The sequence below is a fragment of the Citrobacter sp. RHBSTW-00671 genome, assembly GCF_014103415.1.
Lineage (GTDB): Bacteria > Pseudomonadota > Gammaproteobacteria > Enterobacterales > Enterobacteriaceae > Citrobacter.
In genome coordinates this window covers 4,280,120-4,292,612 of the sequence record NZ_JABXPR010000001.1, presented here as the reverse complement: position 1 = coordinate 4,292,612, position 12,493 = coordinate 4,280,120, and the positions used below count along the sequence as shown (strand labels likewise).

General features: G+C 50.1%; 13 protein-coding genes and 1 pseudogene. 8 read left to right on the top strand and 6 right to left on the bottom strand.

The genetic code is table 11. The annotated features are described in order from the left end of the window. Window positions 1-22 precede the first annotated feature (22 nt). Together ispA and xseB are read right to left on the bottom strand one after the other, a co-directional pair. Window positions 23-922 carry a (2E,6E)-farnesyl diphosphate synthase gene (gene ispA, locus HV261_RS20655; protein WP_202039307.1) on the bottom strand — a complete coding sequence of 300 codons (900 nt, stop codon included), beginning with the start codon at window positions 920-922 and terminating at the stop codon, window positions 23-25. Then, on the bottom strand, window positions 923-1,165 hold the full coding sequence (xseB, locus tag HV261_RS20650) for an exodeoxyribonuclease VII small subunit (protein WP_096759458.1): 243 nt from the start codon (window positions 1,163-1,165) through the stop codon (window positions 923-925). 196 nt (window positions 1,166-1,361) lie between these two features. Between xseB and thiI the strand changes: the two genes are divergently transcribed. Beyond that, on the top strand, window positions 1,362-2,810 hold the full coding sequence (gene thiI / locus HV261_RS20645; protein WP_045440518.1) for a tRNA uracil 4-sulfurtransferase ThiI: 1,449 nt from the start codon (window positions 1,362-1,364) through the stop codon (window positions 2,808-2,810). Between the two features lie 36 nt (window positions 2,811-2,846). Here thiI and HV261_RS20640 read toward each other — a convergent pair whose 3' ends face one another. Then, entirely contained in the window at window positions 2,847-3,542 is a 696-nt protein-coding gene (locus HV261_RS20640; RefSeq protein WP_080858950.1) for a helix-turn-helix domain-containing protein, read from the bottom strand. A gap of 171 nt (window positions 3,543-3,713) precedes the next feature. Here HV261_RS20640 and HV261_RS20635 point away from each other — a divergent pair, with 171 nt between their 5' ends. The 3 genes from HV261_RS20635 to HV261_RS20625 are packed head-to-tail and all read left to right on the top strand — an operon-like array spanning window position 3,714 to window position 7,397. Further along, window positions 3,714-6,047, top strand: coding sequence for a molybdopterin-containing oxidoreductase family protein (locus HV261_RS20635; RefSeq protein WP_191221203.1), 2,334 nt, complete (start codon window positions 3,714-3,716; stop codon window positions 6,045-6,047). A gap of 2 nt (window positions 6,048-6,049) precedes the next feature. Next, entirely contained in the window at window positions 6,050-6,598 is a 549-nt protein-coding gene (locus tag HV261_RS20630; RefSeq protein WP_170972905.1) for a 4Fe-4S dicluster domain-containing protein, read from the top strand. A gap of 10 nt (window positions 6,599-6,608) precedes the next feature. Then, a complete protein-coding gene (locus HV261_RS20625) occupies window positions 6,609-7,397 on the top strand; it encodes a dimethyl sulfoxide reductase anchor subunit family protein (RefSeq protein ID WP_202039306.1) in 789 nt (262 codons plus the stop codon). Window positions 7,398-7,436: 39 nt separating this feature from the next. Here HV261_RS20625 and yajL read toward each other — a convergent pair whose 3' ends face one another. Both yajL and panE read right to left on the bottom strand, forming a co-directional pair. Continuing rightward, window positions 7,437-8,027, bottom strand: a complete 591-nt coding sequence (yajL, locus tag HV261_RS20620) for a protein deglycase YajL (protein ID WP_202039305.1) — start codon at window positions 8,025-8,027, stop codon at window positions 7,437-7,439. Then, the gene (gene panE / locus HV261_RS20615; protein ID WP_202039304.1) at window positions 7,990-8,901 is read right to left on the bottom strand and encodes a 2-dehydropantoate 2-reductase; all 912 of its coding nucleotides are present in this window, start codon (window positions 8,899-8,901) and stop codon (window positions 7,990-7,992) included. The genes yajL and panE overlap by 38 nt, the downstream gene beginning before the upstream one ends. Before the next feature lie 174 nt (window positions 8,902-9,075). Here panE and HV261_RS20610 point away from each other — a divergent pair, with 174 nt between their 5' ends. Next, entirely contained in the window at window positions 9,076-9,567 is a 492-nt protein-coding gene (locus HV261_RS20610; protein WP_003831002.1) for a YajQ family cyclic di-GMP-binding protein, read from the top strand. 46 nt (window positions 9,568-9,613) lie between these two features. On the opposite strand, the gene HV261_RS20605 is transcribed toward HV261_RS20610, so the two are convergent. Continuing rightward, on the bottom strand, window positions 9,614-10,978 hold the full coding sequence (locus tag HV261_RS20605) for an MFS transporter (protein ID WP_202039303.1): 1,365 nt from the start codon (window positions 10,976-10,978) through the stop codon (window positions 9,614-9,616). Between the two features lie 182 nt (window positions 10,979-11,160). Between HV261_RS20605 and tssD the strand changes: the two genes are divergently transcribed. The 3 genes and pseudogenes from tssD (at window position 11,161) to HV261_RS20590 (ending at window position 12,445) form a co-directional block, all read left to right on the top strand. Further along, a complete protein-coding gene (gene tssD / locus HV261_RS20600) occupies window positions 11,161-11,643 on the top strand; it encodes an Hcp family type VI secretion system effector (RefSeq protein WP_003021598.1) in 483 nt (160 codons plus the stop codon). An 11-nt stretch (window positions 11,644-11,654) separates the two neighbouring features. Beyond that, window positions 11,655-12,122: pseudogene (locus tag HV261_RS20595) on the top strand (STM2901 family protein). Then, window positions 12,122-12,445, top strand: a complete 324-nt coding sequence (locus HV261_RS20590) for a DUF1493 family protein (RefSeq protein ID WP_137384706.1) — start codon at window positions 12,122-12,124, stop codon at window positions 12,443-12,445. The pseudogene HV261_RS20595 and the gene HV261_RS20590 overlap by 1 nt, the downstream one beginning before the upstream one ends. The last annotated feature ends 48 nt before the right edge of the window (window positions 12,446-12,493 follow it).

The window sequence follows — 12,493 nt, the reverse complement described above, 5'->3', positions numbered from 1 at the left end:
CAAGCTCATGGGATATGTTGGTTTATTTATCACGCTGGATTATGTAGTCCGCTAGCGCTTCCAGTGCCGAGGTATCGAGAGATTGTGCGGCCAGCAAACTTAATGACTGGCGGGCATCCTCAATTAAATCCCGGGCTTTATTCCGGGCTTGCTCAAGACCCAGAAGTGCAGGATAGGTACTTTTGCCAAGCTGCTGGTCGGCACCCTGACGTTTACCCAATGTTGCAGTATCGCCTACCACATCCAGTATGTCATCCTGAACCTGGAAGGCCAGACCGATACTTTCGGCGTATTTGTCGAGTATCGGCAGAAGTTCTCTCCCTTTATCGCCAGCACTTAACGCACCCAGACGAACGGCGGCGCGAATCAATGCGCCGGTTTTATGGCGATGAATACGCTCCAGCGCCGCCAGTTCTACCTGCTGACCTTCTGCTGCCAGATCCAGCGCCTGACCGCCACACATACCGGCGATACCACTGGCCTGAGCCAGTTCAGAGATCATCGCGATGCGGTCACGGTCGGCGACTTCCGGCATCGGGGCGTCGCTGATAATAGAGAACGCCAGCGTTTGCAGCGCATCACCGGCCAGAATCGCATTCGCCTCGCCAAACTTGACGTGGCAGGTTGGCAGACCGCGACGCAGATCATCGTCGTCCATCGCGGGTAAATCGTCGTGCATCAGTGAATAGGCATGGATGCACTCAACCGCGGCGGCGGGGGCGTCAAGCGTACTCAGGCTCACGCCAAACATCTGACCGGTCGCATACACCAAAAACGGGCGCAGACGTTTGCCGCCTAATAATGCGCCATATTGCATGGTTTCGACCACGGGAGTGTTCTGAAAGGGCAGTGGCGCGATAAAACGGCTCAGTGCCTGGTTAGCCTGCTCAACGCAAGCCTGTAGCTGCTGCGTAAAATCCATTTACTCATTATCCGGTGTAAAAGGCGTGAGGGCGGCGTCTTCAGTTTCTGACAGCAGGATTTGCACGCGCTGTTCAGCCTGTTGCAATTTGACTTGTCCCTGACGTGCCAGCTGTACGCCACGTTCGAATTCGTTCAGCGCCTCTTCCAGCGGCAAATCGCCGCTTTCCAGACGGGTGACAATCTGTTCCAGCTCGCTCAGCGCAGTTTCAAAGCTGGCGGGCGCTTCATTTTTCTTCGGCATAATGAATGTCTGACTCTCTGTATTGACAGCACAAGACTATGGTAACGGACTCGCACTGATAAGCAAATAACGCGCAATGTGCACAGTAGTCGCGCGATGGTGGTATACTTGCGCGCCTGGATGCAGTCGCGGGTATGGGCTGCTGTATTATTTTCCATCACAAGTCGTTCAGACTTGCCAAAGAACCATTGCCGCCATGAAGTTTATCATTAAATTGTTCCCAGAAATCACCATCAAAAGCCAATCTGTGCGTTTGCGCTTTATAAAAATTCTGACAGGGAACATTCGTAACGTTTTAAAGCACTATGATGAAGACCTTGCCGTTGTCCGCCACTGGGATCACGTTGAGGTTCGCGCTAAAGACGAAAGCCAGCGCCTGGATATTCGCGACGCGCTGACCCGTATTCCGGGTATCCACCACATTCTCGAAGTAGAAGACGTGCCGTTTACCGATATGCACGATATTTTCGAGAAGGCACTGGTGCAGTATCGCGATCAACTGGAAGGTAAAACCTTCTGTGTACGCGTTAAGCGTCGCGGTAAGCATGAGTTTAGCTCCATTGAGGTGGAACGTTATGTTGGCGGTGGACTGAACCAACATATTGAATCTGCACGCGTGAAGCTGACGAAGCCGGACGTGACGGTTAATCTTGAAATCGAAAACGACCGTTTGCTGCTGGTTAAAGGCCGCTATGAAGGTATCGGCGGTTTCCCGATTGGTACACAAGAAGACGTTCTGTCGCTGATCTCTGGTGGTTTCGACTCCGGCGTTTCCAGCTACATGCTGATGCGTCGCGGCTGCCGCGTACACTATTGCTTCTTCAACCTCGGCGGGGCTGCGCATGAAATCGGCGTTCGTCAGGTGGCACATTACCTGTGGAACCGCTTCGGTAGTTCGCATCGCGTGCGTTTTGTTGCGATCAACTTTGAACCGGTGGTCGGTGAGATCCTGGAGAAAGTTGATGACGGCCAGATGGGCGTGGTCCTCAAACGTATGATGGTACGCGCGGCGTCGAAAGTGGCTGAGCGCTACGGTGTACAGGCGCTGGTAACCGGTGAAGCACTGGGCCAGGTGTCCAGCCAGACGCTGACCAATCTGCGTTTAATCGATAACGTATCTGACACCCTGATCCTGCGCCCGCTTATCTCCCATGATAAAGAGCACATCATCAATCTTGCGCGTGAAATTGGTACCGAGGACTTCGCTCGTACCATGCCGGAATACTGCGGGGTGATCTCGAAAAGCCCGACGGTGAAAGCGATTAAAGCGAAGATTGAAGCCGAAGAAGAAAACTTCGATTTCTCGATCCTCGATAAAGTGGTTGAAGAAGCCAACAATATCGACATTCGCGACATCGCCCAGCAGACGCAGCAGACCGTGGTGGAAGTGGAAACCGTGAGCGGTTTCGGCCCGAACGATGTGATTCTGGATATCCGTTCTGTGGATGAACAGGATGATAAACCGCTGAAGGTTGAAGGCGTGGACGTGGTTTCTCTGCCGTTCTACAAGCTGAGCACTAAATTCGGCGATCTGGACCAGAATAAAACCTGGCTGCTGTGGTGCGAACGCGGGGTGATGAGCCGTCTGCAGGCGCTGTATCTGCGCGAGCAGGGCTTTGAAAACGTGAAGGTGTATCGCCCGTAATTGAGGCCTGCCCCGGCTTTATGCGCCGGGGCTGCGCTAATCTTGTGGCTGAAGTGATGCGATGCTGTTGACCAGTTGGTTGGCAATTTGCGGAATGGCTTCGGCACTAAAAAAACCCATTGTTACAGCAATTGCAATGAGCTCACCTTTACTATTCTGAAGCGGACAAGCGATAGATTGCGCTCCAGGGATCCCCTGAGTTGGGTTGTAACGCACGGCGTATCCCTGCGATATTATTTGTCTAATCAACTGTTTCTGCGCCAGATTTTGCGCCTGATAATCAGAAAAGCTCATAAAAATTTGCCCAGCAGCACTGGCATGAAGTGGAACCTGCGTATTGGGCAGAAAATCGATATCGACGTTTCGAAAGCTGCGATTGTAGTGTTTGAGTATTAATCCATTTTCAGAAGCAACGACGACCCCGGTGGAGTGGTTAAAGGTATCGCGAAAAGTGACCAGCATAGTATTGAGCTCGTCAATTGCGTCGCGTGCGCCGGTTTGGCCTCCAGTCAGTTGCAGTGTGGTTGCTCCTAGGCAGTAAAGCCCTTTTTCGTTTTGGCATAGCATGCCGGTGCGACAAAGTGAGATAAGATATTTATGTAAACGGCTTTTCGACAAACCACACCCAGTAGCGATATCGATTGCCCTCGCTTGACCATTCTGACTGGCGACAAATGTCAAAATGCTGACGGCTATATCAACCGAATTAATCCCTTGTGATGTTTCAGTCATATGCGTTCTCTTATTAAATACTCCTCGATTATATCATTGAGTTCAGAAAGCAGTGCTGCTTTCATAGTTCAAAAAGATCGTTACCTCTAAATGATTAGATCATGACCCACCTCAAGTTAATTATTAGTGAATTTTAGTTCACTAATGATGAACTTTATTGGAGGAAAGATCATGGATGCTTTGAGCAATATACGTTTAAAAAGAAGAACCCTGTTAAAAGGGCTAGGTGTGGTGGGGCTGGCTTCATTAGGTCCAACCTTTCTAGGGTTGCGTCAGGTCAATGGCGCACCGCTGCCTCGGTTTCGTCTGCAGCAATCGGATTACCAGACATTTCGTTCGACCTGTGCAATGGAATGTTTGCATTGCAACCTGACGGCATATGTCTGGAAAGATCGTTTGATGAAAATTGAAGCGACAAAAGGCTTTAACGTGAAATGTTGTTTACGAGGGATTAGCCGAACGAAATGGGTGTATCACCCGCTACGACTGACGCAACCCTTGCTGCGTACGGGAGAAAAAGGTGAAGGAAAATTTAAGCCGATTTCTTGGGATGCCGCGCTTGAGCTTATTGAAAAGAAAATCAGAGAAACGATCGCTACCGATGGCAATAAAGGCCTGTTGCTAACAGCAGCTTCAGGGAATATGGACTCTATCAAAAATGATATGGGGAAGGCATTTTTTGATTATCTTGGTGGATCGACAAAACATGTTGGTTCGTTATGCTGCGCAGCCGTCACTGCTGCGATGATGCCAATGGTGGGCTTACGGTATGCTGATACCCGCGACACAATAAAGGAAAGTCGCTATATCCTTTGCTGGGGGAACAACCCGGCCGTTACGATGCATGCTTACTTCAAAGATTATTCAAATGCGCAGCGTAACGGAGCGCGAATGGTGGTAATCGATCCCCGGTTTAACGAAACCGCAGCAAAAGCGGATGAGTGGGTGCCTATTGTGCCGGGAACGGATATCGCGCTGGCGCTAGGGATGATCAACATCATTATGCAGGAGAAGCGCTATGATGCGAATTTTCTGCGAAAACATACCGGCGCAGTTTATTTGGTGGATGCTAAGCAGAAACTAATGCGAGCCGATCCGCATGATGCAGACAGTTATCTGGTGTTTGATACTCTGACACAAAGCGTGAAGCGACATGATGTGCCGGGCGTTCTTCCAGCATTGCTAAATGATGAACTGCCCAACGGGAGCGATTTTACTACCGTACTGGATAACGTTTGGGCGCAGGCGAAGCCCTGGACGACACAGAAAGTTGAGCAGGAAACGGATGTGCCAGCGCAAACGGTATTACGCCTGGCGAGAGACTATGCTTCCACGCAACCTGCGATGATAGTTCAGAATATGTCTGGTGCACAGAGAACTGAGTTTGGTACTTATGTTGCTGCCAGCCAATTTTATCTGGCGCTGATAACCGGCAATATCGGTAAGCCTGGTGCAGGGGTCTGTGATGCGGGCGGGGTCAGGCAAATGGCGAAATTTTCGCCCATTATCCCCCCTGCGCCAAATGCTGCCAAAATTCCATCGATCCCCATTTCTAAAATTGGGGACTGGATCGTTAACGAAAAACCTCATCCAATAAAATTCTGGTGGAACATGACACTGGGGGCGATGACGCAGTTGCCGAATACAAATCAGGTCAGAGAAGCCTTTAAAAAAGTGCCATTTGTCGTGGTGGCGGACAATCTGATGAGTTCGTCTGCACTGTATGCCGATTTGGTGCTGCCTGTGACGACCATTTTTGAAGATGTCAGTTTAATGGCGGGGGTACGCAGCCACTATGTACAACTGATGGAGAAAGCGGTGGAACCACCGGGAGAAGCTAAACCGGATTACTGGATTTTCGCACGCTTGGCCGAGCGTTTTGGATTTGGAGACGTCTTTAATCAGCCCATTGAACATTACATTGATACTTGCCTCAAAGGGTCGGGTATCACCCGTGAGATGTTAAAAAAAGGGCCGGTATGCCCCGTTAAAGAAGACTGGATCCCCTTTAAGGATGGGCAGTTTCGTACCTCAACCGGAAAGGCGCATTTTTATATCGAGGAGTGGGCCAAAAAAGACTTCCTGCCGGTGGTAACCTGGAAACAGGTGAAAGAGTCAGTGAAAGGTTCACCTGAACTGGCAAGCCACTATCCGTTAATGGCGGTACAGCGCAAACTGGCACGTAGCGTACATTCGAGCCACGGTATGAATGAATGGATCCTCGAGGTTCAGCGTAATCGCCCGAACGTTATGATTCATCCAGAAGATGCCCATAATCGTCAGATCCAGGCCGGAGAGTGGGTTGTTGTTTTCAATCATCGTGGAGAGCATAGAGCAATTGCCGATGTTACAACGCATATAAAACGGGGAGTTGTGAGCCTAGATAACGGCTGGTGGGAGCAACAGGGGGGAAGTAGTAGCCACGTCACCAACGATCAGGTCGAGTTGTTGGGCAATGGACACTGTTGTAACAGTACGTTAGTTGACGTGAGAAGGGAGGCATAATCATGACGAAACAGTATGGATTTCTTATTGATATGCAAAACTGCTATGGCTGTAAAACCTGCAGCATGGCCTGCAAATCAGAAAATATGACGCCGCTTGGTGTGTTGTGGCGGCGGGTGCGTGAGCGCAATACAGATGAACCTAATACTCAAGCCTTTATCAGCATGTCGTGTAACCATTGCGATGACCCTCAGTGCATGAAAGTGTGCCCTGCCGGGACTTATACCAAACGAGCTGACGGGATTGTTGTACAGGACCACGAACGTTGTATCGGTTGCCGGATGTGTATTATGGCCTGCCCCTGGAGTGCACCGGTTTACGATGCGGAAGAGGGGAAAACCAGTAAATGTAATTTGTGTGCGGAACGCCTGGATGAAGGTTTACAACCACGCTGTGTCGAATCTTGTCCCGCGGGGGTTTTACGATTTGGCGAGATAGAAGATCTTCGCAAAGAGCATACCACCCAATGGACGGTACTAGAGAAGCGCTACAACTTACCCGATCACAATATCAGTAAGCCCAATATTGTGATTATCGCGCCACGGGACTGAGGAGAGAGAAATGGAACACTATGAATTGCCATTAGTCTTTTTTACGGTCTTTGCTCAATGGGGGATTGGTGGTGTCCTGGCACTAACGTTGTGTCAGAATTTTGGTACGCTGAAATTCAATGCTGAAGAATATCGTCGGCTGGCGCTGTTATTTTGGGTCATCACTGTGCTGGGTTCTTTGGCATCCCTTGCACACCTGGGAACACCTACAGGCGCATACCGTTCAATGGCAGGGTTGGGAATATCTTGGCTGAGCCGGGAAGTAGTGGCATTTATAGTATTGAATGCCGTGATATTTTGCTGGTTAGCGTTATGTTGGCTCAAGCCTGGGCATCCAGGGGCGAATCTTCTGGGTGGTGTGACTGCGCTTGTTGGCCTGGTGTCAATTTTTGTGACGTCTCAGGTGTATTACCAAATGGCGCTGCACTCGCTTTGGCATACCATAGCTACGCCGCTTGGCTTCCTGGCAACGGCAGTATTGCTGGGTTTTATGAGTGTGGCGGTGGCCGGTGGCTATTGGCATAAATCCTCTTCAACGACATGCAATGCAGGGATTGTAATTGGAATCGTGTTGACGGCAGGCGGGTTGTGGTTTCGCTATCATGTGCCTGGCGCTGATGCGTCAAGTCCTTTGCTATGGTGGCAGCTATTTGCCAGTATCTGCGTTGCTGTGTGGGGAATATCGCGTCTGAACTACGGCCAACAGAGTTGGGTGTGGGTAGTATTAATGGCGACGGGGGAACTGGCGGGAAGAATGTTGTTTTATAGCAACGTTATGAGCGGAGTGCCTTGGTTTTAAATATTTTACCGGATGGTTGAAACCATCCGGTAAGCATATTTACTCGTAGTAGTTATAAATGCCTGCGGGCATCACCAGTTGTGATGCCACTTCGTAAGCTTTTTCGCGACTCACCAGAAGATCAATGATTTTTAAACCGAAATCGATGGAAGTCCCCGGTCCCTGGCTGGTTAACAGGTTGACACGTGGATCCCATACCACTCGCTTGTCCTGCCACTGATCGGTGGGAATTTTGTCTTTCAGCGCCGGAAAACCGGTCATGTTACCGATGGGGAAAATATCGTGCGGGACGAGCACGGTGGCGGCAGCGGCACAGATTGCCGCGACAATGCGCCCGGAACGATGAAACTGTTTCACCGTTTCGATAAGCAACGGGCTGTCGCGAAAACACTCGGCGCCTTTAATACCGCCCGGCAGTACGATAATGTCGAAATCGCCGTCAGCCACTTCGACTAATGGCGCATCCGCCAGCAGCTTTACTCCACGCGAACAGACAATCGTCAGGTTGCCATCGCTGGCGACGCTTGCGGTCGTGACCTTAATGCCGCCACGAACCAGCAGATCGATAGTGGTGACCGCTTCGGTCTCTTCACTACCAGGGGCGAGACATACCAGTGCCTGAGCGCTCATACTCACTCTCCTTTCTCTTAACCATTTCAAACAGGTGGGCATTTTCCGGGACGACGATGCCGTGCGCACGTGCGCGTTTTAACAAATAACCGGTAATGTAGTCGATCTCAGTATGGCGCATGGCACGAATATCCTGCAGCATTGATGAGATATTTTCCGCCGTACTGTCAATCACTTGCTCGACATAATAGCGTAAATCATCCACTGATGTGTGGTGGCCTTCGCGCTCGATGACCGCCGCCACTTCCTCGCATATCAACGCTATTTTTTCTGGATGCTGACGCAGCTCGCCGTTGGGACAGTTCCAGAGTGCGGTGAGTGGATTAATGACGCAGTTGACGGCCAGTTTGCGCCAAAGCTCGGCGCGAATAGTGTCGTGCCAGGCGACATCAGGCAGGACATCTTGCAGGATTTCCGCCAGATAACTGAAATCACCATCTTGTTCACGTGCCGGGCCAATACGCGTTGTGCCCTGGGCGACATGAATAATGACGTTCCCGTCGCGGCGTGCCGCGTGGGTGGTGGTGCCCATCAGCAGAGGTTGCTTAATGTTATGCAGCTCTTCAATCGTCCCCATGCCGTTGTGAATCAGCAGAATAGGAGTGGTTTCAGGCAGAATTGCGGCCAGGCCTTTTACCGCATCAGAAACCTGCCAGGCTTTGAGGGTGACTAGCAGCAGGTCGCTTTTCGCCAAAAAGTCGGGGTCGTTTGCCGTCAGGGATTCATTAAAAACGGATCCATCCGTGTCGATCAGGTTCACGCTGCAATAAGGTTGCGGTACGCGTAGCCACCCCTGCACCTCATGTCCATGTTTGCATAGCGCGGTTAGCCAAAGCTGGCCTAACGCTCCGCATCCCAGTACGGTAATTTTCATTCTTCCTCCTCACCTGCAACAGCACCAGGTGTTAATCCATATCCGCTACATCCCATTATTGTTCGCAGCTATCAGTACCACGTACAATTAAAGGATACAGCCTAGTATAGCGCTGTCTGTTGAGTAACTTTGCAGGTATTATGCTTCGCATCAAAAATGAAGGGAGAGGAAAAGATGCCATCTTTCGATATTGTTTCTGAAGTTGATCTTCAGGAAGCCCGTAACGCGGTCGATAATGCCAGCCGCGAAGTGGAGTCACGCTTCGATTTTCGTGGCGTTGAGGCCACCTTTGAGCTGAACGAGTCAAATAAGACGATTAAGGTGCTGAGCGAGTCTGATTTCCAGGTTAATCAGTTGCTGGATATTTTGCGCGCCAAACTGCTGAAACGTGGTATTGAAGGCACGTCGCTGGATGTACCAGAAACTTTCGTGCACAGCGGTAAAACCTGGTTTGTCGAAGCTAAGCTGAAGCAAGGCATTGAAAGCGCAGTGCAGAAGAAAATTGTCAAGTTGATCAAAGACAGCAAACTGAAGGTGCAGGCGCAGATTCAGGGCGAAGAAATTCGTGTGACCGGTAAGGCGCGTGACGATCTGCAATCCGTTATGGCGCTGGTTCGCGGTGGTGATCTCGGACAGCCGTTCCAGTTCAAGAACTTCCGCGATTAAGTCGTTATGTCAGATGGCGTGAGCCGCCATCTGACAAATCTCATCTTCAAGCCTGGCTAATCGTCTGTTCAACCTCAAATCGATTTGTCACTTTGCTGTCGATCTTCACGTAGGCTGAATGCTCTTTCGCGATAATTAACACTTCGCTTATCCCTTCTTTTGCCAGCAGACGCTGCTTCAGGGTGTCATCCGCAGCAATCTCTGGTGGGATTTCCACGCGCAGGCTGCTGACATATGGCGGCTCTTTCATTGTACTTGCCACCAATAACCACACTGCCGCCAGAAGCGCACCGGCCAGAAATACGGCCTGACCATCAAACATTTCGACCACCCAACCGCCGAGCGAACCGCCAATCGCCACGCCAAGAAACTGGCTGGTGGAGTAAACGCCCATCGCCGTGCCTTTATAGCCAGCCGGGGACTCTTTGCTGATAAGCGAGGGGAGGAGGGCTTCCATCAGGTTGAAGGCGAGGAAGAATATTTGCACGCCGGCAATCAGACCCCAGAAACGAATGTTAGCGCTCCACAATACAATCTCTGCGATAAGGATCAGTAACACGCAGGCGAGGAATACGCGTTTCATCTTGCGCTTCACTTCGGCGTAAATGATGAATGGCACCACGGAAACAAAGGACAGCAGCATCGTCACCAGATAAATTTTCCAGTGTTCGGCGGCAGGGAAGCCCGCTTTTGCCAGTTGGCCCGGCAAAGCAACGAAGGTGGACATCAGCAAAATGTGCAGACACATGATGCCAAAATTGAGCTTCAGGAGCTTAGGCTCCGCCAGCACTTTGCGAAAGCTGCCTTTTACCATGCCCGATTCGCGGTTCAGCACGTGGCTGGTGCTATTGGGAACGACCCAAATGGTCAGCACAATACCGGTGGTGGCGAGCGCGGCAATCATCCAGAACAGTGCGTGTAATCCCAGCGCGTGGGTGACGATCGGCCCAAGTACCATTGCAATGGCGAAGGTGATACCAAAGCTGACGCCGATAAACGCCATCGCTTTCGTTCGGTTTTGCTCACGGGTTAAGTCAGACAGCAGTGCCATTACGGCGGCGGCAATCGCGCCAGAGCCTTGCAGCGCCCGGCCGAGAATAATTCCCCAGATTGAATCGGAGAGGGCGGCAATCACGCTGCCGAGAACGAATACCGCCAGCCCCCCGACGATAAGCGGCTTACGACCGATACGGTCAGAGAGCAGACCAAAGGGGATCTGGAAGACGGCCTGGGCCAGACCGTAAATGCCGATAGCAAGGCCTATCAGCGCTTCGCTGGCACCTTGTAGCGCCATACCGTATGTGGTCAGAACCGGCAGGACCATAAACATGCCAAGCATGCGCAACGAGAATACGGTCCCTAAACCCCAGGTGGCGCGCAACTCACCGGGCGTCATTTTGTAATCGTTCATTCCCACCTCTGTATTAATTTCGCGCCTAGTGTAAAGCGGGGAAGGGGTGGGGTAAACCTCTACGATATGTGGAATTGTGTAGCGGGAAAATTGAAATGGTTACAATTGCAACTAATTTACTTGCGATAATTACAGGTGTAGTCTTTTTGTGGTTGTTTCTAATGGAAAGAGGGAAAAGGAAAATGGCGATTCCAGGCAATATGTGGATTTATGACGATGGTGGCGCGCTGATTAAGGGCGGGTGTGACGTAAAGGGAAGAGAATACAGTATTGAATTTAAAGGTTTTCATCACAATCTCTCTATTCCCACCGATAATGCAACGGGTAAACCAACAGGCACACGTCAACATTCACCGATGATGATAGTCAAAGAGTTTGACTACTCGAGTCCCTATTTATACAAAGCTGTTGCTTCTGGTCAGAATCTTAAGTCTGCAGAGATTCGTTGGTACAAAATCAATGATGCGGGTCAGGAAGTGGAGTATTTCAACATGCTGCTCGAGGGCGTGCGGATTGTCTCGGTCTCTCCTACGATGGCTGGGCCAGAAGACAAAAACAACAATCACCTTGAGACCATAGAGTTACGCTACGAAAAAATCACCTGGAAGCATTGCGATGGGAACATTATCTATACCGACGCATGGAATGACCGGCAGACGGCATAATGGGTGATTGAATGGACACAACTGAAGAAGCGAATGGAACCTATTGGTATCATGGCCACGCTAACGTAACGTCGGGTGAACTGTTTGATTTGATATTCATCGAGCAGTTGGCAGATTCATAAGGTATCACTACGGAAGCTGTTACGCTGGTTTTGATCGGTCAACCATTTATTCCTGTTGAAGGAAAACTATCAGCAGCCACGAACACCCCTGGCACTAGTATTGCATCAATTCTATGTAGAAAACTTCTGAAAGGGGCTCGGTTCCCATTTGGTTTAAGACTGCACGCTCCTATGGGAAAGTTTTCCAAATTGAAGATGGTTCCAACAAATCAAATAGCAACTTACATAGGCCGATGGGTTCCTTTTATCGGGCATGCTCAGTTAATCGTGCTTTTGTTCACGGTGACAAAACACACCCGCGATAAATACAACCTCATCGCACGGCCCAAAGATCGCATACTGTGGACATCTTTCTGATGAGAAATTATGAAGCTGAAGTTATTGAGTACATCATGAAGAATTACCCAATTAGGGAACGTTGGTTCAGACCTGGTCTTAAGCAGGTCACTAAAGAATGGACCCTTAAGGATGATTTTCAGTTTGTTCCGGAAGATGCGTATGATTTTTTGGCTGATTTATTTGAGCATTTTGATATTGAATATTCGACGTTTGATGGAAGGAATTATATTGAACAAGAATACCCTTTCTGGCGAAAAGACCCTCCTGAAATTGAGTTAAAGCCTTTGACAGTAGGCATGATTATTGAGTCAGCAAAGGCTGGGAAATGGCTCTATAACTGAATAACATTCTTGCCAATAAAAAGGGTGCCGGAGCACCCTTTTCGTATC

What these genes read in the sequence shown, in the direction of transcription:
- thiI (WP_045440518.1), top strand. Translation starts at nt 1,362, where the DNA reads ATGAAGTTTATCATTAAATTGTTCCCAGAAATCACCATCAAAAGCCAA.
- tssD (WP_003021598.1), top strand. Translation starts at nt 11,161, where the DNA reads ATGGCGATTCCAGGCAATATGTGGATTTATGACGATGGTGGCGCGCTG.
- HV261_RS20590 (WP_137384706.1), top strand. Translation starts at nt 12,122, where the DNA reads ATGAGAAATTATGAAGCTGAAGTTATTGAGTACATCATGAAGAATTAC.
- xseB (WP_096759458.1), bottom strand. Translation starts at nt 1,165, where the DNA reads ATGCCGAAGAAAAATGAAGCGCCCGCCAGCTTTGAAACTGCGCTGAGC.
- HV261_RS20630 (WP_170972905.1), top strand. Translation starts at nt 6,050, where the DNA reads ATGACGAAACAGTATGGATTTCTTATTGATATGCAAAACTGCTATGGC.
- HV261_RS20640 (WP_080858950.1), bottom strand. Translation starts at nt 3,542, where the DNA reads ATGACTGAAACATCACAAGGGATTAATTCGGTTGATATAGCCGTCAGC.
- yajL (WP_202039305.1), bottom strand. Translation starts at nt 8,027, where the DNA reads ATGAGCGCTCAGGCACTGGTATGTCTCGCCCCTGGTAGTGAAGAGACC.
- panE (WP_202039304.1), bottom strand. Translation starts at nt 8,901, where the DNA reads ATGAAAATTACCGTACTGGGATGCGGAGCGTTAGGCCAGCTTTGGCTA.
- HV261_RS20610 (WP_003831002.1), top strand. Translation starts at nt 9,076, where the DNA reads ATGCCATCTTTCGATATTGTTTCTGAAGTTGATCTTCAGGAAGCCCGT.
- HV261_RS20605 (WP_202039303.1), bottom strand. Translation starts at nt 10,978, where the DNA reads ATGAACGATTACAAAATGACGCCCGGTGAGTTGCGCGCCACCTGGGGT.
- ispA (WP_202039307.1), bottom strand. Translation starts at nt 922, where the DNA reads ATGGATTTTACGCAGCAGCTACAGGCTTGCGTTGAGCAGGCTAACCAG.
- HV261_RS20635 (WP_191221203.1), top strand. Translation starts at nt 3,714, where the DNA reads ATGGATGCTTTGAGCAATATACGTTTAAAAAGAAGAACCCTGTTAAAA.
- HV261_RS20625 (WP_202039306.1), top strand. Translation starts at nt 6,609, where the DNA reads ATGGAACACTATGAATTGCCATTAGTCTTTTTTACGGTCTTTGCTCAA.